Here is a 16,675-nt window from a genome sequence, read left to right on the forward strand (position 1 = left end):
GACGAACAATGGACATGACCAAAGCAACGTGGCGTAAGTCTTCTCGCAGTAGCGAACAAGGTGACGCTTGCGTTGAGGTTGCGCTAATGTCTCGTGTCGTTGTTTTCCGCGACAGCAAGGACCCGATCGGCCCTAAGATATTCGTAAGTTGTGGCGAATTTCGGCGCCTTGCTGAGGTGCTCAAGAGTTTGTAAGTATGGTTACCCTCTGCTGGAGCAAAATCTATGAAGACGATGGCTTCGAGTAGGACGGTATGGCGCAAGGCCACCCGCAGCACGGTAGAGGGTGACAACTGCGTTGAAGTTGCCGGAGCGTCGAGAGTCGTGGCATTCCGTGACAGTAAGGACCCCAACGGCCCGGTGCTCGTGGTGAGTCGTCGTGACTTCGGCTGCTTTGCTCAGGTGCTCAAGAACCTCTGACGGACGTAGCGCGACGGATGGTCCGATCAAGGTTCGCTCCTGCCTCTGACAAGCGATGAGCCTGGACGGGAAAGCCTGGGGCCACGAGAGCCTTGATCGGAGAGGTGATTGAAGAAAGATGGACCTGAGTGGGGCAACCTGGCGCAAGGCGTCCCGTAGCCACGATGACGGAGACCAGTGCATTGAAGTGGCATGCACCCTGGACCTTGTAGCAGTCCGAGACAGTAAGGACCCCAACGGCCCGGTGCTCGTGGTGAGTCGTCGTGACTTCGGCCGCTTCGCTCAGGCGCTCAAGAACCTCTGACGGACGTAGCGCGACGGATGGTCCGACGAGGTTCGCCCCTGCCCCTGACAAGCGATGTGCCTGGATGGGGAGAGAGAGCCTGGGGCGCACGATGGCCGTCCGTCAAAGCTCGTCACCCGCGAATGTGGTGTCATGCCCGGCGTGGACATCTGCGGGGTACGGGCGGAGTCGGAGCGACCGCCCCCGACCTGCGGGAGTCGGGCGCAGGCGGCGCCGTGAGCTACTGGAGTTCTGGCGTGATTACGGGTGAGCTGAAGAGCAAGATCGACCGCCCTCGGGACCGCCTGTAGCGGAGAGTGTGAGCAGTCGGCCGCAAATGACTTTGGCGATCTGGTGGGCCGGTCGCTTGTTGCAGCTGACGGGGAGCACATTGAGACCGGCCTCGCTCATTCGCATGGCAGCCTCCCGATAGAAGTGCACTTCGGCACCGCTGCTGCCCGGCGTGATCTGAAAACGGTTATGGGGTCCGCGCTCGGCCAGCCGTGCAGAGACGACCTTTGGATCGGCTTCGAGGATCACCGCGAGGTCCGGCGGATCGGTCGCCTCGTTGATGTTCCACAGGAAACCGGCGTCCACGCCGTCAAGGCGTTGGACCACCAGGCCCGAGGCGAGGTATCGGTCGGAGATGACCAGATGCCCGGCCATGAGCTTCGGCCGGATCTCCGTGACCAGGTGGTGATACCTGTCGGCGGCGTACAAACAGGCGAGCGCGGGGCCGGTGACGGTCTCGGTCAGCGCTCGGCACAACTCACCGATCGGACCGGACGACGGTTCTGCGGTCACGTGAACCTTCCGGCCTTCTGCCGTGAGGAGCCGGGCCAGGTGGTGAACGATGGTGGTCTTCCCGGCACCACTTGGCCCGTCAACGCTGACGAACAGCCCTTTGTGCCGTTCAGAAGAGGGCCGGCGGTTCGTCCGCACTTCTCATTCCCGGAATGTCGCGCAGCGCTTCGATCGTGCGGGCGCGTTCGGCCAGAAGTGTGAACAGGCGCGCGGTCACGAGCGCGTCATAGACCGCCCGGTGCGGTGTCAGTCCTTCGGGGAGGCCCTCAGCGAGGTTGAGGGACGTCGCCAGTTCGCCAAGGCGGTAGCTCTTCCTACCGGGAAGCAGACGCCGCGCGAGTTTGAGCGTGTCGAGTACCTCTGGATGTGGCCACGCTTCCCCGAGCTTGCGTGCCAACAGGCCCGCGTCCACGTGCGCGTTCTGCGCGACGAGGACCGTCCCATCCAACGCTTCTCGGACCTGGGGTGCGATGTGGTCGAACTTCGGCGCCTCGGCCACGTCGCTGTTCCGCAGGCCGTGGATGCGCGTGGCGAAATGCTTGATCGGCTCGTCCGGCTTGAGGAGCCACTGGACGCACTCGCCTACGGAACCGCCGATGATCGGAACGATGGCCAGTTCCACAAGGTCGGGCGGCTGCTGTCCGTTGCCCTCGACGTCCACGACGGCATACGTGAGCTCGGTCCAGTCGGTCACTGTTCCGGCACCTTCCATCCGATGTCGGCCCGACCGTGCCGACGCTCCCGATGCGGGTGAGCCGCGTCGTGCATCTGGAAGCCGAAACCGTGCTGCAAGAAGTAGCGCGGCTGCTCGTCCGGCAACCCGGACAGAACGGCTGCGCGGTCGGTGATGTCCTCGACCACCAGATCACGCGCATCGGGTAGCGAGCTGGCGGCTCGCTGGATCTCCTCGGCCTCGGGTCTGCGGTGCGTGGACGCACAGAGCTTCACCTGACGTGCCGGGCAGATGTCGCATAGCTCACGGATGCCATAGTGGCCGTTGTAATCCGGGAGCCCATGGGCGAACGCCACGGCGCAGGAGGTCTTACGGAACAAGGCCCGGCTACCCGAGAACGCTGAAAGCACCCGCTTTTCGAGCGTCTCAGGGACGACCTTGCGACGGGCCGTCTCACCGTAAGGCTCGGGCAGATGGTTCGCCCGGTAGTACTCCGCGATCTGGTCGCGGTAGAAGAGGCCGGTGAATACGGTGGCGTCGGCGTGCTTGCTCAGCTCGTACGCTCGGTTCAGCTGCTCAGGTGAGTCGTTTAAGCCGGGGACCAGCGGACGCCAGTAGAGGACGGTGCGGTAGCGCCGCGACCGCGGTGCGCTCATGAGCTTCAGCGACTCGGCGGCGACGTGCGACGGGTAGGGCTCGATCCTTCTGTCATCGATGCCCGAGTAGGTGAACAGCAGCGTCACTCTCAGATGCCGGAGTCGATTGAGCCGATCGATGTCATCAGATGTCATCTGGTGGCGCGTGATGATCAGGACGTGGTTGGTCAACTCCCGCGCGTCCAGGGCCTCCGCGACGGCGAAGGTGTGCGGCCGGACGCTGGGCAGAAACGGGTCGGTGGCCCGGTTGAACACCTGCACCGGAGTGACGTGCGGCTGGAAGTAGCGATGATTGACCAGTTCCTTAACGGCTTCGGCATCCGTCATGAGGGCACGCGGCCGGCGCTGATCCCAGAGGCCGTAGGTGTGCCGGATGCAGTACGCGCAGTCCAGAGGGCAGCCCTGGATGTGGTTCAGGCTGAGGCCGCTCTTGCGGTACTCCACGACTTCGCGAGCCCGGACGGGAAGCCGGGCGATCTGATCCTGGCTGAGCAGAGGAACTCGGATGGGAGGCATGTGTCCCTCTCCCTTGCTGGCGGCCGGGGCGGGCGTGATTCGCTCTTAGCGCCGACAGTAGAGAGGAATAACAATCTTAGCTAGAAAGTTTCTCTATCTTTCTAGAAGATCTTCCCGCGAAGCTTTTGGGAGCAATCAGGAGCTATCCCGCGTCGTCCGTTTCGGTCTCTGGAGCGAGATCCTCGATGACGCGGTGGATGATCGTTCGCGCCGACCGGCCATAACCGGCGACGGCTGCGAGCTGTTCAAAGACGTGCCCGTAAAGCTCGATCTCCTGCGGTTGGGCGAGGTTCAGTTCGGCCGAGAAGGTTTCGACCATCACGCGGTCGTCGTTGAGCAACCAGAAGCCATGCGCGGGTGCCACCGCATATGCCGTCTCGAATCCGATAATGCCGAGTCTCACGTTGGGCAGTGCGGAAAGGGAGATCAGGCGATCCAGTTGCCCGAGCATCACCTCGGGTGGGCAGAGCCGGTAGCGCAGGGCTGCCTCGGTCAGGACGAAGTGGAAGCGCTTGTCCGGCCGGTACAGAATCTCCTGCCGTTTCACCCGTGCAGCCACTGCCTCATCGATGTCGTTGCGAACCTTGAACACGGTGATGCTCTGGGCGAAGCGGTAGCGGGCGTACTCGGCCGTCTGAAGCAGGCCGGGGACGAAGGTCGGCTCGAAGGCGCGGAAGAGTCGCGTCCTGGCGTCCAGCTCGGCGATCTCCTGTTGATGCGGTCGGAGGCCCGTCCTCAGCTGACGCTGCCACTCGGCGTGTTGGATTTCGAGCGTGTGCAGTGAGGCGAGAAGTGCTTCCGCCTCCCGCTCGCTCCCGGTTGCTCGCGTCCAACCGCGGATGTCGTCGTCCGTGGGCGTCTGCCGACCGTTCTCCAGCTTGGACACCTTGGACGGCGGCCATGACAAGGACTCCGCGAGCTGCCGGCCGCTCAGATCGGCCTGTCGTCGCAGCTCGCGGAGCCGTTTGCCCAGCGCGTCACGTGCTTCGTGAACGCTGGTGATTCCGGTGGTTCTCTTCGGTGGCAAATTCGTCCCGTCGCATGGCGCGGTGCCAAGCGGCATCACGCCAGTAGTTGTGCTGCACGATGACGGCAGGATCGTCGATGACCTCGGCGCCGAGGAAGTTCTCACACTCATCGAAGTGCATCTTCACCAGCTTCCGCGAGTCGAACAGCCAGTAGTCGTAGTTCGGTAGATCGGCCGCGTCGTTCCGGGCCAGGTAGCGGATCTCCTCGCCCGCCTCGTTGGTGTACTTGGAGCAGAAGACACCGAACCGGCTGTAGTCGGTCAGCGGTGTGGTGACGACCCGCACGCGCGTGAAGCGCCTGCCCTCGGCCGTGGCATCGCGGATCATGGTCAGCCAGTTATGGAACCAGGCCATGTCCACAGGCTCGCCCGCAACGAACTGACGCAGGGCCGTCGTCTCGTTGGCCGACTTGTACTCGTCGCGAGTCTCCAGGCGGAAGGCGGTGTGCTCGAAGGTGCGGAAGAGTTCGCTGAACTCCGCGCCGGGTGGGATCAGTCGACTCAGTGCTGTTCCCCCTCGCCAAGGTAGCGCCGGGCGTACATCTTGAGCACGTCCTCCGGAATCTCGATCAGGCTCTCGTGCTCCGGCACGGGGCCGACGTCGTCGAGCACCTGGGGATCGGTCACCTTCCAGCCCTGGGCGATGTAGGTGATCCGGTCGGTGCGGTCGGTGGCGAAGAGAGTGGGGGACTGGCCCTCCTGGGAGTCTGGATCCTTGCCGAGGAACCGAGCGCGCATGGCGCCTCCTTGCGAGAAATCGCCGGGAATGTTCTCCTTCCATGGTGCGTGACGGGCGCAGGTGTAGCAAGAGGGCGTTCGTCCATGTGAGCTGTGAGAGGCCGCCCGACCAGCGGATGCTGTTCTCGATGAAGGACTCGCCCCCGCACATCGCCGTCTCCGTCGACATGCTCGACACCGGGATCGACATCCCCGAGGTCGTCAACCTGGTGTTCGCCAAGCTCGTCCGGTCCAAGACGAAGTTCTGGCAGATGATCGGTCGCGGCACCCGCCTGTGCCCGGACCTGTTCGGGCCGAACATCGACAAGCAGAAATTCCTGGTCTTCGACCTGTGCCGCAACGTCGAATTCTTCAACCAGGACATCGCCACGGCCGAGGGCCGCGTCCAGCCGTCCCTCAGCGAGCGCCTGTTCCGGGAACGGACCGATCTTCTCTACGCCCTGGACCGGCAGGACCTTCCCCCGGAGCCGTCCCCGGAATCGGACGGGACGCGCACCGAGACCGGGCTCCGCCGGGATCTCGCCGCCCGCCTCCAAGAGGAGGTCTCGGGCATGAACCCGCAGAACATCGAGGTCCGCCGCCGCCTGGCGGAGGTCGAGCGCTACCAGGACTCCGCGAGCTGGCAGCGGCTCACCGCCGAGAAACGCGACGAGATCACCGAGAACCTGGCGGGCCTGCCCACCGAGTTCCGCGAGGACGAGAACAGCGAGGAGGCCAAACGGTTCGACCTGCTCGCCCTGCGCCTCCAGCTCGCCGTCCTGGGCGGCGACCCGGCGTACGACACGCTGCGCGGCCAGGTCCAGGAGATCGCCGAAGCGCTCCTCGACCCGACCACGCTGAACAATCCCGTCGTGGCCAAGCAGCGGGAACTGCTGTCCGACCTCACCCTTGACGAGTGGTGGCAGGACGTCTCCCTGCCGATGCTGGAACTGATGCGCCGCCGCGTCCGCGGCCTCGCCAAGCTCATCCAGAAGGCGAAGAAGGGCGTCCTCTACACCGACTTCCAGGACGAGCTGGGTGAACTCACCGAGGCGGAACTCAGGGGCGTCTCCCTCGGCACCAACCGGACCCGGTTCGAAACCAAGGTCCGCACCTACCTGCGCAGCCACGAACACGAACTCGCCGTGCAGAAGCTACTGCGCAACCGCCAGCTCACCACTCTCGACATCGCCCACTTCGAGGACGTCTTCATCGCCTCCGGATTCGGCACCCACGACGACATCGACCAGGTCAGCGGGGAGTACGGAAACCTCGGCCTGTTCCTGCGCTCCGTCACCGGCCTGGAGTACGAGGCCGCGACCGCCGCCTTCGACCACTTCCAGGCGGGGAAGAAGCTCTCAGCCGCGCAACTCGACTTCCTCCAGCTCCTCATCGGTTTCCTGGCCAAGAACGGCGTCGTGGACGTCGGCGCCCTCTACAGGCCGCCGTTCACCGGGCTGGCCCCCGGTGGCCCGGAAGACCTCTTCACCGACACCGAGGTGACGTCCATCCAGCACGTCCTGGAACACGTCCGCGCCACCGCCGTCCCCGCCGACTCCCAAGCCGGCTGACCGTTCGCGGTGCGCTGTAGCGGCCCGACGAGCCTGTATGGCGGGGGCTGTCGCTGTTCACTACTATCGGCCGGGTTCCCCGCCCTCTTGCCTCCCGGACCGGATGACCGATGCGTGCCATGCCCCTCGCCGTCTCCCTCGCCGGGTTGCTGCTCGCCTCTGGCTGCGCCGACGCCGGCAAGGCCGAGAAGGTCGAACCGCCGACCGTCAGGGCGGGCGGTGATCCCCGGCCCGCCGCGCCGCCCGGGGGAGCGTTCTCCAAGGAGGGCTGGTTCGGCGGCGCGGACGGCCTGCACGCGCGGGTGGACGTCAAGGGCGTCGAGCGGCAGGTCTCCAAGGCGGTGCTGCGCTACAGCGTGACTTCTCTGGATTCGACGGAGAAGTCCGTCCCGTTCGAGATCGCGTTGATCGATCCGGTGGGACGCAGGCTCTACAAGCCGACCGGGACGACGAGCGGCAGCGGCTTCGCGCCCGGGGCCACGCGCGAGATGACCGCCGAATACCCGCCGCTTCCCGCGGACGTCCAGAAGGTCACCGCGCTCACACCCGGGACGGCCGGGGAGTTCACCGGGATCCCGGTGGGCGGCGCGGCCTCGTCTCCGGCGCCGTCCCCGACCTCGGCCGCGCCCAGCGCGTCCCCGACCACGTCCGGGCCGCGCTCCAAGCCCTCTGTGGGCGCTGAGCCGTCCGTGGGCGCGCCGCTTCCGGTCCATCACCTCGCCGCCGTCTCCGTCCGTTTCAGCCGGGAAACCGGTGGACTTGTACGACATCGTGGAGGGCGAGACGAAGGACGTCACGTCCGGCATCTCCGATATGACGGTGAGCCTGCGCGCCGGTGTGCTGTTCGACGGTGACTCGGCCAAGCCGTCGAGCCGCGCGAAAGCCGTCCTGGACGAGATGGCGCGGCAGATCAAGGCGAAGGCCGCCGGCCCCCTGACGATCGAAGGGCACGCCGACGGCAAGGACGACGTGAAGCTCTCCCAGGACCGTGCCGACGCCGTCATGAAGGAGATGAAGACACGGCTCGGCGGCGGTTTCACCTACACCGCGACCGGCAGGGGGAAGGCCGAGCCCATCTCCAAGGACACTGCCCGCAACAACCGTGTCGAGATTTCCTATCAGGTGAAGGCAAGCGCGCGCGGCACCACCTCACCGGCGGCCTTCCGCCCGGAGGACGGCAAGACGGTGGCGACCCGCACGGCCCACTTTGGCGCCGACAAGAGGCGGCTGGAAGTCAAACCCTTCTACCGGGACGGCGCCTACATCGTCGCCGTGTTCGACATCGTGAACGAGGGTCCCGGCACTACTCCGCCTGACGCGTCCTACCCGAACCCCGACTATCCGGGAGGCGTGTTCGGGTCGTTCTCCATTCAGGTGCCGGGCGGCAAGGACGTCTACCGTGCCGTCCGCGTCGGCCCGGCGAGGCCCACCGGAACCGGCGTCTACCTCGACCCCGGACGCGCCACCTTCCTCACCGCCGTCGGCCGGCCCGGCCGGGGCTTCGTCTACCTGCCCGCGCCGCCCGGCAATGTCACGTCCGTGACGTTCAATGCGGGTCCCTTCGGAAAGGTCGAGAAGGTCCCCGTTTCATAGACCGATCTCGGCCCCGGTGCCGTTGGGCCGGTACCGCGACGTGTGGCGGACGAGCCGGGCGGATAGGTAAAGAGCACGGCAACGGATCGTCCGGCGGAGGTCATCCATGGGTATCGGCGTCAGTGTTTTCCTGATCACGTTGGGGCTGATCCTCAAGTTCGCGATCCGGTCGGATGCGATGACCGACCCGGTGGACGTCCACGTCGTCGGCGTCATCCTGATCATCGTCGGCGGGGCGATGGTCGTGCTGCAACTGGTGATGATGGCCCGCCCGCAGCAGCGCGGGCCGGGCTCCGACCAGCGGCGGGACGAGCACATGTACGACGGCGACAACCCGCCGCGCTGAAAGGCCGCGGGGCCGGCGCCGAGGTGCGGCGCCGGCCCCACGTGATCGTTCGTCAGCTCCAGGCGAGCATCCGGATCGGGTCCTCCAGCATGTCGCCGACATCGCGCAGGACGCGAGAGCCCAGTTCGCCGTCCACGATGCGGTGATCGAAGGACAGGGCGAGGGTGGTGACCTTGCGGATCGCCAGCTCGCCCTCGTGCACCCACGGCATGTCCCGGATCTGGCCGAACGCCAGGATCGCCGCCTCGCCGGGGGTGAGGATCGGGGTCCCGGTGTCCACGCCGAACACGCCGACATTGGTGATGGAGATCGTCCCGCCGGAGAGGTCGGCCGGGGACGCCTTGCCCGCGCGTGCCTTCTCCGTCAGCTCGTTCAGCGCGCGCGCGAGGCCGGGCAGGTCGAGGTCCTGCGCGTCCTTCACCTTGGGCACGATGAGGCCGCGGTCGGTGGCCGCCGCTATGCCCAGGTTCACGTAGCGCTTGACGACGATCTCCGCGCCGTCCGGGCCGTCCGCCCACGTGGAGTTCACCATCGGATGCCGCGCCACGGCGGTGAGCAGCGCGCGCGCCACCAGCAGCAGCGGCGACACCTTCACGTCCGCGAACTCGGGCAGTTCGCGGAGCCGCTTGACGGCCTCCATGGTGCGCGTCACGTCCACCTGGAGGAACTCGGTGACGTGCGGAGCCGTGAACGCCGAACCCGACACCGCCGCCGCCGTGGCCTTGCGGACGCCCTTGACCGGTATCCGCTCCTCACGGGAACCCGCCTGGACGGACGGCGCCTGAGGCGCGGCCTGCGCGGCGAGGACGTCGTCCCGCGTGATCGAGCCCTGCGGACCCGTGCCCGCGATGGTGGCGAGGTCCACGCCGAGGTCCTTCGCCATCTTCCGGACGGGCGGCTTGGCCAGCGGCAGCCCCCCGTCCCCAGGCCGCGGACGGGGAGCGGGCGCCTCCGGCCGCGCCGGAGCGGGCACAGCGGGCACAGCGGGCGCGGCGGGCGCGGCGCCGTTGGCCGCCTTGCGCGGCCGGCGCTTGGTCGTCCCCTCCTTGACCCCGTACCCGACCAGGACCGGCCGGCGCTTCGGCGGCTCCTCCGGAGCCATCATGCCCGGCTCGTTCGCGGTCGGCACACCCTCCTCGCGCAGCGCCGCCGCCTGCGCCGGCGGCTCGGACACCGGCGTCGCCACCCCGCCGCCGCCCGCGGCGTCCACCGAGATGATCGGCACGCCGACGTCCACGGTCTGGCCCTCGGTGACCAGCAGCTCGGCCACCACGCCGTCGAACGGGCAGGGCAGCTCCACGATCGCCTTCGCCGTCTCGATCTCGACGATGGTCTGGCCGTCCTCGACGGTGTCGCCGGGCTGGACATGCCACTTGACGATCTCGGCCTCCGTCAGGCCCTCGCCCACGTCCGGCAGTTTGAACAGTTTCGGCTCGCTCACCGGCGTCACCACGCGAAGGTACGGTCGACCGCGTCCAGGATGCGGTCGAGGTCGGGCAGGTAGTGGTCCTCAAGGCGGGACGGCGGGTACGGCGTGGAGAACCCGCCGACCCGCAGCACCGGCGACTCCAGCCGGTAGAAGCACCGCTCGGTGATCCGCGCGGCCAGTTCGGCGCCGAACCCGCTGAACACCGGCGCCTCGTGGACGACGACGCAGCGTCCCGTCCGGTTCACCGACGCCGTCACGGTGTCGATGTCGAGCGGGTTGAGCGAGCGCAGGTCGATGACCTCCAGCGAGCGCCCCTCCTCGGCCGCCGCCGCGGCGGCCTCCAGACACGTCTTCACCGCCGGGCCGTACGCCAGCACCGTCACGTGCTCTCCCGGCCGGACGACCCGCGCCTGATGCAGCGGGGTCCAGTCGGTGGAGTCGAGGTCGACCTCGGCCTTGTCCCAGTACCGGCGTTTCGGCTCGAAGAAGATCACCGGGTCGGGGGAGATGATCGACTGCTGGATCATCGAGAACGCGTCCACCGGGTTCGAGCACGTCACCACCCGCAGGCCGGCCGTGTGCGTGAAGTACGCCTCGGGCGACTCCGAGTGGTGCTCGACCGCGCCGATGCCGCCCCCGCACGGGATGCGGACGACGACCGGCAGCGACAGCGCGCCCAGCGACCGCATCCGCATCTTGGCGAGCTGCGTGATGATCTGGTCGGCGGCCGGGAACACGAACCCGTCGAACTGGATCTCCACCACGGGCCGGTATCCGCGCAGCGCGAGCCCGATCGCCGTCCCGACGATGCCCGACTCGGCGAGCGGCGTGTCGATGACGCGTTCCTCGCCGAAGTCCTTCTGCAGGCCGTCCGTGATCCGGAAGACCCCGCCGAGCTTCCCGACGTCCTCGCCCATCACGAGGACCTTCGGGTCGTTGTCCATGGCCTTGCGCAGGCCCTCGTTCAACGCCTTGCCGAGGGTCAGGGTGCTCACTTCGCCTCCTCCTCGAACGACGCCAGGTAGGCGGCGAACTGCTCCTGCTCCTCCGTCATCAGCTGATGACGTTCGGCGTACACCTCGTCGAACATCGACAGCGGCTGCGGGTCGGGCATCGCCCGGCACCCCTCGCGCAGTTCCTTGGCCATCCGCTTGGCCTCGTCCTCGATCTTCTCGAAGAACCCCGCGTCCGCCAGGTCGTTCCGGACGAGGTACGCCTTGACGCGCTCGATCGGGTCCTTGAGCTTCCACGCCTCCTCTTCGGCCTTCAGCCGGTAGCGCGTGGGATCGTCCGTCGTCGTGTGGGCGCCCATCCGGTAGGTGTACGCCTCGATGAGCGTCGGGCCCTGCCCCGTCCGGGCGTTCTCCAGGGCCTTCCTGGTCACGGCCAGGCAGGCGAACACGTCGTTCCCGTCGACCCGCAGGCCCGGGAACCCGAATCCCTGCGCCCTCTTGTAGAGCGGAATCCTGGACTGCTTCTCCAGCGGCTCGGAGATGGCCCACTGGTTGTTCTGGCAGAAGAACACGATCGGTGCGTTGAACACCGAGGCGAACACGAACGACTCGTTCACGTCCCCCTGCGAGGTCGCCCCGTCCCCGAAGTAGGCGATCGTGGCGCCGGCCGACGGCGTGCCCAGTACCCCGTCCCGCTGGATGCCCATCGCGTACCCGGTCGCGTGCAGCGTCTGGCTGCCGATCACGATGGTGTACAGGTGGAACCCGTGTTCGGCGGGATCCCACCCGCCGTGGTTGACGCCCCGGAACAGGCCGAGCAGCTTCAGCGGCTCCACGTCCCGGCACCATGCGACACCGTGCTCCCGGTACGTCGGGAACACCATGTCGTGCTCGGACAGCGCGCGGCCCGAGCCGATCTGCGCCGCCTCCTGCCCCAGCAGCGACGCCCACAGGCCGAGCTCGCCCTGCCGGGTGAGCGCCACGGCCTCCAGGTCGATCCGCCGCACGATCACCAGGTCGCGGTACAGGGCGCGGACTTCCTCGGCACCGAGGTCCAGGGGGTAGTCGGGATGCTCGACGCGCTCCCCCTCGGGGGTGAGCAGCTGGATGAGCTCGGGCTCGGTGAGCTCGGGGGTGTCGGGCGCGCCGCGCACGGAGTCGATCGTCATCGATGACACTCCTCGTTCAGGGCCGGAACACGGGATCGCCGCGTCGCCGGCCGATGTCAGCGGACTTGGCCCCCGGTAAGGGACAAAAGCCGCAATGCCATCGTGGCAGACATCACACCCTGCGATGCAAGTCCCGCCACTGTGATCCCTACCCGCACCTCCGCGCCCTGACCCCCATGTTCATTCGCGGGACAGGGCCCGGGTGGCGCCGGCGGCGACCGTCAGGCCGAGGATGAGGCCGGCGGCGACGATGAAGTTCGCTATCCACTGGTAGACGCCCTTGGGGGCGAACTCGACCTCCTGGCCGAGATTGCCGATGGGCAGGAGCAGGTCGAGCGTGTAGAAGAACGCGTTGAAGTGCGGCTTGTGGCCGTCGTCCAGGACGTCGGGCTTGTGGGTGGAGAAGACGATCGTCCCGAAGGCGAGGAGGCCGATCAGCCAGCTCGCGGCGCGGAACGGGCGGTAGCCGTAGCCGACCAGGAAGTCCTGCAGCCAGCCGACGATCTTGCGGGGGACGCCCTGCGTCCGGCGCCGGTCGCGGGCCTTGGCGAGCAGCACGGAGCGGCCGTCGGCGTCGAGGCCGAGGGAGCGGTAGGTCTGGGCGAGGCGCTCGTAGGGCTGCGGCGCGTAGCCGTCAGTGTCGCGGTGCAGCCATTCGAGGCGTTGGCGGGCGGTGAGCGGCGGATCGAGGGTCTCGTACTGGAGGCCGTCCAGCTGGAGGCGTTCCGGCCAGGACGCGGCGTCGTCGCGGAGCAGGTTGATGCGGGCATAGGAGAGGTCGGCGGTGCCCCTGATCGGTTCGGCGGTGCGGAGCAGGAGTTCCTCGGCCTGGATGCGCTGCAGGCTGAGCGCCGTCCCCCGCTCGTGGCGCAGCCGGGCGTCGCGGAAGCTGAGCTGGCCGGTGACGCGGGCGCCGGAGAAGCTGACGGCCCCGACGGCGGTGAATCCGTCCGAGCAGTAGATGTCGGTTTCGACGGCGAGGTCGTCGGCGTTCAGCGCGGTGCGCTCCGGGGCCGACAGGTTCGCGCCGACGAAGGAGAGGTAGCCGCCGACGCGGGCACCGCGCAGCCGGATCTCGCCCTCGGCGGTGAACCCGCCGTCGCAGAACACGTTCGCGGCCACGTCCAGGCGGCTCGCGTACAGGGCGGCGCCGGACGGGTTGTGGAGCCGCGCACCGCGGAAGATCAGCTGGCCGCCGACATGGGCGCCGGGCAGCCGGACCTCGCCGGTGGCCGTGAACCCCTGGTCGCAGTACACGTTCGCCTCGACGGTGAGGCGGTCGGCGAGCAGCGCGTCCCCGCCCGGATTGGCCAGCTGGACGCCCGACATGTTCAGGATGCCGGTGATGTTCGCCCCGTCCAGCCACAGCCCGCCGTTGATGCGGCTGCCCTCCAGCCAGAGGTGGCCGTCCACCCGGGTGCCGGACGCGACCAGCCCGGGCAGGCCGCAGCGCATCAGGTGGACGCTGTTCATGCTCGCCCAGTACAGGTGCGGCGCCTCGTCGAACGAGCAGCCGGTGAGCGCCAGCGGCACGGTGACCTCCGCGTGCCCGAGGTTCAGCGAGCCGGTGATGCGGGCGCCGCTGAGCCGGACGGCGGCGACCTGCCCCGGCTCGGGGTCCACGGCGCCGGCGAGGAGCGCGACGAGGACCTCGGCCCTGACCACCCGGTCGCGTCCCCACCGGTCGGACTGCCCGACGTCGTCGAAGGCCGGGTCGCCGGACGACAGGTCGACCGATTCGCCCTTCGGGAAGGCCTTCCAGAGGAGGCGTTCCGAGGGGGTCAGGTCCTCGATGTTCATCAGGTGGCTCCGGGGGGTGCGGATGGGTCGTGCTCGGCCATGGTGCCGTACGCTTCAGATCGTAAGTAAAAAGCGCAGATCAGTGAGGAGGCGGTCGTGGCGCGTGTCGTCGTGGACGTCATGCTCAAGCCGGAGATCCTTGATCCGCAGGGCCAGGCGATCGCCAGGAAACTGCCGCAGATGGGGTACGACGGGGTCGTCGCCGTCCGGCAGGGCAAGCGGTTCGAGGTGGAACTGGAGGGGGACGCCGACGAGGCGGCCCTGGAGCGGGTCAGCAAGATCGCTGAGACGCTGCTGGCCAATCCCGTCATAGAGAACTACGAGGTCCGCGTTCTCTGATCGGAAATGGCGCGGAGTACCGTTCGGTGCCGGGATGAAGTTGGTTCGTTCCATATCGTTTCCGCGGGCCGCTGAGATGCCCGGGAAAGACCGCAGGTATAGCGATTACGGAAGATTCCGCCGGGGAAGTGTTAGCTGCGTCGAGTCGTCGAGCACGCTCCGGGGCCGGGGGAAAAACGGGAAGCCCGGGGCCATGACACGAGGTGTCCGGGTGAACATGAGGTTCTCGCTCGCGCTGCCGCGCGAGGCGCTGAGCATCCCGGTGATCCGGCGGGTGGTGGGGGATGCGCTGCGGGGGCTGGGCGTATCCGATGACTGCGTCGACGACGTCCTGGTCGCCACCTCCGAGGCATGCACGAACGTCGTCCAGCACGCCCGCGCGACCGGGAAGTACGAGGTCACCGGGCAGGTGGACGGCGGCTTCTGCATGATGAAGATCATGGATTGGGGGCGCGGCGGGCCCCGCCCGGCGCCCGCGGACCGGGGCCCCCTGAGCGAGTCCGGACGCGGGATCGCGATCATGCGGGCACTGGTGGACGACCTGGACATCGACTCCTCGCCCGACCGGGGCACCATCGTTCACCTGCGAAAGCGGCTGACCTGGCGGGACGGGGCGCTGGTCCGGCGCCTCGACCGCAGCCTCATGCACAACGCCGGGTAGATTAGGACGCGCGCGGGGGGTATTGCGACGCGCGACGGGGTGATCGGCGGAGGAGAACCCGACCGTCCCGACCTCACCTCATTTCGGAGGAACAGAAGAGATGAACGCTGCCCGGGTAGGGATCATCACCTTCCCAGGTTCCCTGGACGATAAGGACGCCGCACGTGCCGTCCGGCTATCCGGCTCCGAGCCGGTCGCCCTCTGGCACGGCGACCACGACCTGCAGAGCGTCGACGCGGTCGTGTTGCCCGGCGGATTCTCCTACGGGGACTACCTGCGGGCCGGGGCGATCGCCCGGTTCGCGCCGCTGATGACCGAACTGGTGGCCGCCGCGGGCGCGGGACTGCCCGTGCTCGGCATCTGCAACGGCTTCCAGGTGCTGTGCGAGTCGCACCTGCTGCCCGGCGCGCTGCTGCCGAACGCCGGCCTGCACTTCGTCTGCCGTGACCAGCGGCTGCGGATCGAGAACGCCGACACAGCCTGGACCAGCGACTACGGCGAGGGCCAGGAGCTGGTGATCCCGATCAAGAACCGGGACGGCCGGTACACCGCGGACCGGGAGACCCTGAACGAACTGGCCGACAGCGGCCGGATCGTCGCCCGGTACGTCGACCTGAACCCGAACGGCTCCCTCGATGACATCGCCGGCATCTGCAACGAGGCCGGCAACGTGGTCGGGCTCATGCCCCACCCCGAGCATGCCGTGGAGTCGCTGACCGGACCGTCCACCGACGGGCTCGGCTTTTTCACCTCGATCGTCAAGAGACTGGTCAACGCATGAGTGAGCAACGGCCCCACGCTTCCGGACGAGCGGCACGGGACAACTCCGACGAGCCCTCGATGGAGTGGCTCGGCGAGCTCAAGTCCGACGCGGACGATCCCGAGCTCCAGCCCGTCAGCCCCGCGGTGACCCAGGGCTTCAAGGCCATCATCGAGGAGGACAGGCACGCCGACCAGTCCGGCGGGGCGCAGCCCGGCCCGCCCGCCCTCCAGGCGGCCTCCGATCCGTTCACCGATCCCATGTCCGATCCCATGTCCGTGCCGGACGGCGAACAGCCGCCCGTACCCGCCCCGAGCCCTGAAGGGCCCGAGCAGGATTTCGCGCGCGCCCTGGAGGAGGAGCGCGCCGCCGGCGACCCCACGTCCACCGTCGTGGACCCGTCGCTGACGATGCCCGACCTGAGCGGGTTCGCCGCGCCCCGCCCGCCGGCCGAGCCCGGCGACTCCGGCACCGGCCCCCAGCCGACCATGGGCACCGGCCCGCAGCCGAGGGTCGGTTCTGGTACCGGCCCGCAGCCCGCCATCGGCTCCGGTACCGGCCCGCTGCCGAGGGTCGGCTCCGGTACCGGCCCGCAGCCCGTTGTGGGCTCTGGGACGGGCCCGCAGCCGATCGTGGGCACGGGCACCGGTCCGCAGCCTGTCGTCGATCTCAACTCGGGTCCGCTGGCGCGTCCCGAGAGGCCCGGTACGGGTCCGCTGCCGCGCATCGGCCGCGGCACCGGCCCGCTGCCCGCGATCGGCTCTGGTACCGGCCCGCTGCCGAGGGTCGGCTCTGGCACCGGCCCGCAGCCCGTCGTGGGCTCCGGGACGGGTCCGCAGCCGGTGGTCGGGCCCGGCACCGGCCCGCAGCCCGTCATCCACCCGAACACGGGTCCGCTCGCGCTTCCGCGCGCCGAAGGTCCCGGTACGGGTCCGCTGCCGCGCATCGGCCGCGGCACC

20 protein-coding genes and 1 pseudogene are annotated in these 16,675 nt (G+C 68.2%); 11 read left to right on the forward strand and 10 right to left on the reverse strand.

Annotated elements, in window-relative coordinates; genetic code table 11:
* Nucleotides 1-14 precede the first annotated feature (14 nt).
* The 3 genes from AF1_RS33265 (at nucleotide 15) to AF1_RS33275 (ending at nucleotide 723) form a co-directional block, all read left to right on the forward strand.
* The gene (locus AF1_RS33265; RefSeq protein WP_242608672.1) at nucleotides 15-194 is read left to right on the forward strand and encodes a DUF397 domain-containing protein; all 180 of its coding nucleotides are present in this window, start codon (nucleotides 15-17) and stop codon (nucleotides 192-194) included.
* A gap of 39 nt (nucleotides 195-233) precedes the next feature.
* Nucleotides 234-419 (forward strand): DUF397 domain-containing protein, encoded by a 186-nt coding sequence (locus AF1_RS33270; protein WP_084262881.1) that lies wholly within the window; start codon nucleotides 234-236, stop codon nucleotides 417-419.
* Between the two features lie 118 nt (nucleotides 420-537).
* Nucleotides 538-723, forward strand: a complete 186-nt coding sequence (locus AF1_RS33275) for a DUF397 domain-containing protein (RefSeq protein ID WP_084262877.1) — start codon at nucleotides 538-540, stop codon at nucleotides 721-723.
* Nucleotides 724-963: 240 nt separating this feature from the next.
* Here the strand turns inward: AF1_RS33275 and tmk are convergent, their stop codons facing one another.
* The 6 genes from tmk to AF1_RS14075 form a co-directional block, all read right to left on the reverse strand.
* A complete protein-coding gene (gene tmk / locus AF1_RS14050; RefSeq protein WP_207393974.1) occupies nucleotides 964-1,644 on the reverse strand; it encodes a dTMP kinase in 681 nt (226 codons plus the stop codon).
* The gene (locus AF1_RS14055) at nucleotides 1,616-2,200 is read right to left on the reverse strand and encodes a 3'-5' exonuclease (RefSeq protein WP_067797922.1); all 585 of its coding nucleotides are present in this window, start codon (nucleotides 2,198-2,200) and stop codon (nucleotides 1,616-1,618) included. Before AF1_RS14055 ends, tmk begins: the two co-directional genes overlap by 29 nt.
* Nucleotides 2,197-3,351 carry a radical SAM family protein gene (locus AF1_RS14060; protein ID WP_067797925.1) on the reverse strand — a complete coding sequence of 385 codons (1,155 nt, stop codon included), beginning with the start codon at nucleotides 3,349-3,351 and terminating at the stop codon, nucleotides 2,197-2,199. The genes AF1_RS14055 and AF1_RS14060 overlap by 4 nt, the downstream gene beginning before the upstream one ends.
* 142 nt (nucleotides 3,352-3,493) lie before the next feature.
* The gene (locus AF1_RS14065; protein ID WP_067797975.1) at nucleotides 3,494-4,414 is read right to left on the reverse strand and encodes a helix-turn-helix domain-containing protein; all 921 of its coding nucleotides are present in this window, start codon (nucleotides 4,412-4,414) and stop codon (nucleotides 3,494-3,496) included.
* Complete coding sequence (locus AF1_RS14070) at nucleotides 4,329-4,883, reverse strand: DUF6879 family protein (protein WP_067797978.1); 555 nt, start codon at nucleotides 4,881-4,883, stop codon at nucleotides 4,329-4,331. Before AF1_RS14070 ends, AF1_RS14065 begins: the two co-directional genes overlap by 86 nt.
* Nucleotides 4,880-5,116: a hypothetical protein gene (locus AF1_RS14075; RefSeq protein WP_067797928.1), complete on the reverse strand. Its 237-nt coding sequence runs from the start codon at nucleotides 5,114-5,116 to the stop codon at nucleotides 4,880-4,882. The genes AF1_RS14070 and AF1_RS14075 overlap by 4 nt, the downstream gene beginning before the upstream one ends.
* 86 nt (nucleotides 5,117-5,202) lie before the next feature.
* On the opposite strand from AF1_RS14075, the gene AF1_RS14080 reads away from it, so the two are divergent.
* The 4 genes from AF1_RS14080 (at nucleotide 5,203) to AF1_RS14095 (ending at nucleotide 8,605) form a co-directional block, all read left to right on the forward strand.
* Nucleotides 5,203-6,666, forward strand: coding sequence for a type I restriction-modification enzyme R subunit C-terminal domain-containing protein (locus AF1_RS14080; RefSeq protein WP_242608665.1), 1,464 nt, complete (start codon nucleotides 5,203-5,205; stop codon nucleotides 6,664-6,666).
* A 110-nt stretch (nucleotides 6,667-6,776) separates the two neighbouring features.
* Nucleotides 6,777-7,520: a hypothetical protein gene (locus AF1_RS34345; RefSeq protein WP_131732442.1), complete on the forward strand. Its 744-nt coding sequence runs from the start codon at nucleotides 6,777-6,779 to the stop codon at nucleotides 7,518-7,520.
* The gene (locus AF1_RS14090; protein ID WP_067797937.1) at nucleotides 7,420-8,259 is read left to right on the forward strand and encodes an OmpA family protein; all 840 of its coding nucleotides are present in this window, start codon (nucleotides 7,420-7,422) and stop codon (nucleotides 8,257-8,259) included. The genes AF1_RS34345 and AF1_RS14090 overlap by 101 nt, the downstream gene beginning before the upstream one ends.
* Nucleotides 8,260-8,365: 106 nt before the next feature.
* Nucleotides 8,366-8,605, forward strand: a complete 240-nt coding sequence (locus AF1_RS14095) for a DUF6458 family protein (protein ID WP_067797940.1) — start codon at nucleotides 8,366-8,368, stop codon at nucleotides 8,603-8,605.
* 52 nt (nucleotides 8,606-8,657) lie between these two features.
* Here the strand turns inward: AF1_RS14095 and AF1_RS14100 are convergent, their stop codons facing one another.
* From AF1_RS14100 to AF1_RS14115, 4 genes are all read right to left on the reverse strand, one after another.
* Nucleotides 8,658-10,046, reverse strand: a complete 1,389-nt coding sequence (locus AF1_RS14100; protein ID WP_067797981.1) for a dihydrolipoamide acetyltransferase family protein — start codon at nucleotides 10,044-10,046, stop codon at nucleotides 8,658-8,660.
* Nucleotides 10,047-10,051: 5 nt separating this feature from the next.
* On the reverse strand, nucleotides 10,052-11,029 hold the full coding sequence (locus tag AF1_RS14105; RefSeq protein WP_067797943.1) for an alpha-ketoacid dehydrogenase subunit beta: 978 nt from the start codon (nucleotides 11,027-11,029) through the stop codon (nucleotides 10,052-10,054).
* A complete protein-coding gene (gene pdhA / locus AF1_RS14110) occupies nucleotides 11,026-12,156 on the reverse strand; it encodes a pyruvate dehydrogenase (acetyl-transferring) E1 component subunit alpha (protein ID WP_067797945.1) in 1,131 nt (376 codons plus the stop codon). The genes AF1_RS14105 and pdhA overlap by 4 nt, the downstream gene beginning before the upstream one ends.
* Nucleotides 12,157-12,336: 180 nt before the next feature.
* Nucleotides 12,337-13,956, reverse strand: a complete 1,620-nt coding sequence (locus AF1_RS14115; protein WP_067797948.1) for a hypothetical protein — start codon at nucleotides 13,954-13,956, stop codon at nucleotides 12,337-12,339.
* A 96-nt stretch (nucleotides 13,957-14,052) separates the two neighbouring features.
* Here AF1_RS14115 and purS point away from each other — a divergent pair, with 96 nt between their 5' ends.
* The 4 genes and pseudogenes from purS to AF1_RS14135 all read left to right on the forward strand — a co-directional run.
* Complete coding sequence (purS, locus tag AF1_RS14120) at nucleotides 14,053-14,295, forward strand: phosphoribosylformylglycinamidine synthase subunit PurS (RefSeq protein ID WP_084262879.1); 243 nt, start codon at nucleotides 14,053-14,055, stop codon at nucleotides 14,293-14,295.
* A 217-nt stretch (nucleotides 14,296-14,512) separates the two neighbouring features.
* The gene (locus tag AF1_RS14125) at nucleotides 14,513-14,956 is read left to right on the forward strand and encodes an ATP-binding protein (protein ID WP_242608671.1); all 444 of its coding nucleotides are present in this window, start codon (nucleotides 14,513-14,515) and stop codon (nucleotides 14,954-14,956) included.
* 100 nt (nucleotides 14,957-15,056) lie between these two features.
* On the forward strand, nucleotides 15,057-15,737 hold the full coding sequence (purQ, locus tag AF1_RS14130) for a phosphoribosylformylglycinamidine synthase subunit PurQ (protein WP_067797954.1): 681 nt from the start codon (nucleotides 15,057-15,059) through the stop codon (nucleotides 15,735-15,737).
* Nucleotides 15,734-16,675 (forward strand): annotated as a pseudogene (locus AF1_RS14135) (phosphoribosylformylglycinamidine synthase subunit PurL); the annotation flags it as partial. The gene purQ and the pseudogene AF1_RS14135, both read left to right, overlap by 4 nt.

Source organism: Actinomadura formosensis NBRC 14204 (assembly GCF_001552155.1).
GTDB classification, from domain to species: Bacteria; Actinomycetota; Actinomycetes; order Streptosporangiales; family Streptosporangiaceae; genus Spirillospora; species Spirillospora formosensis.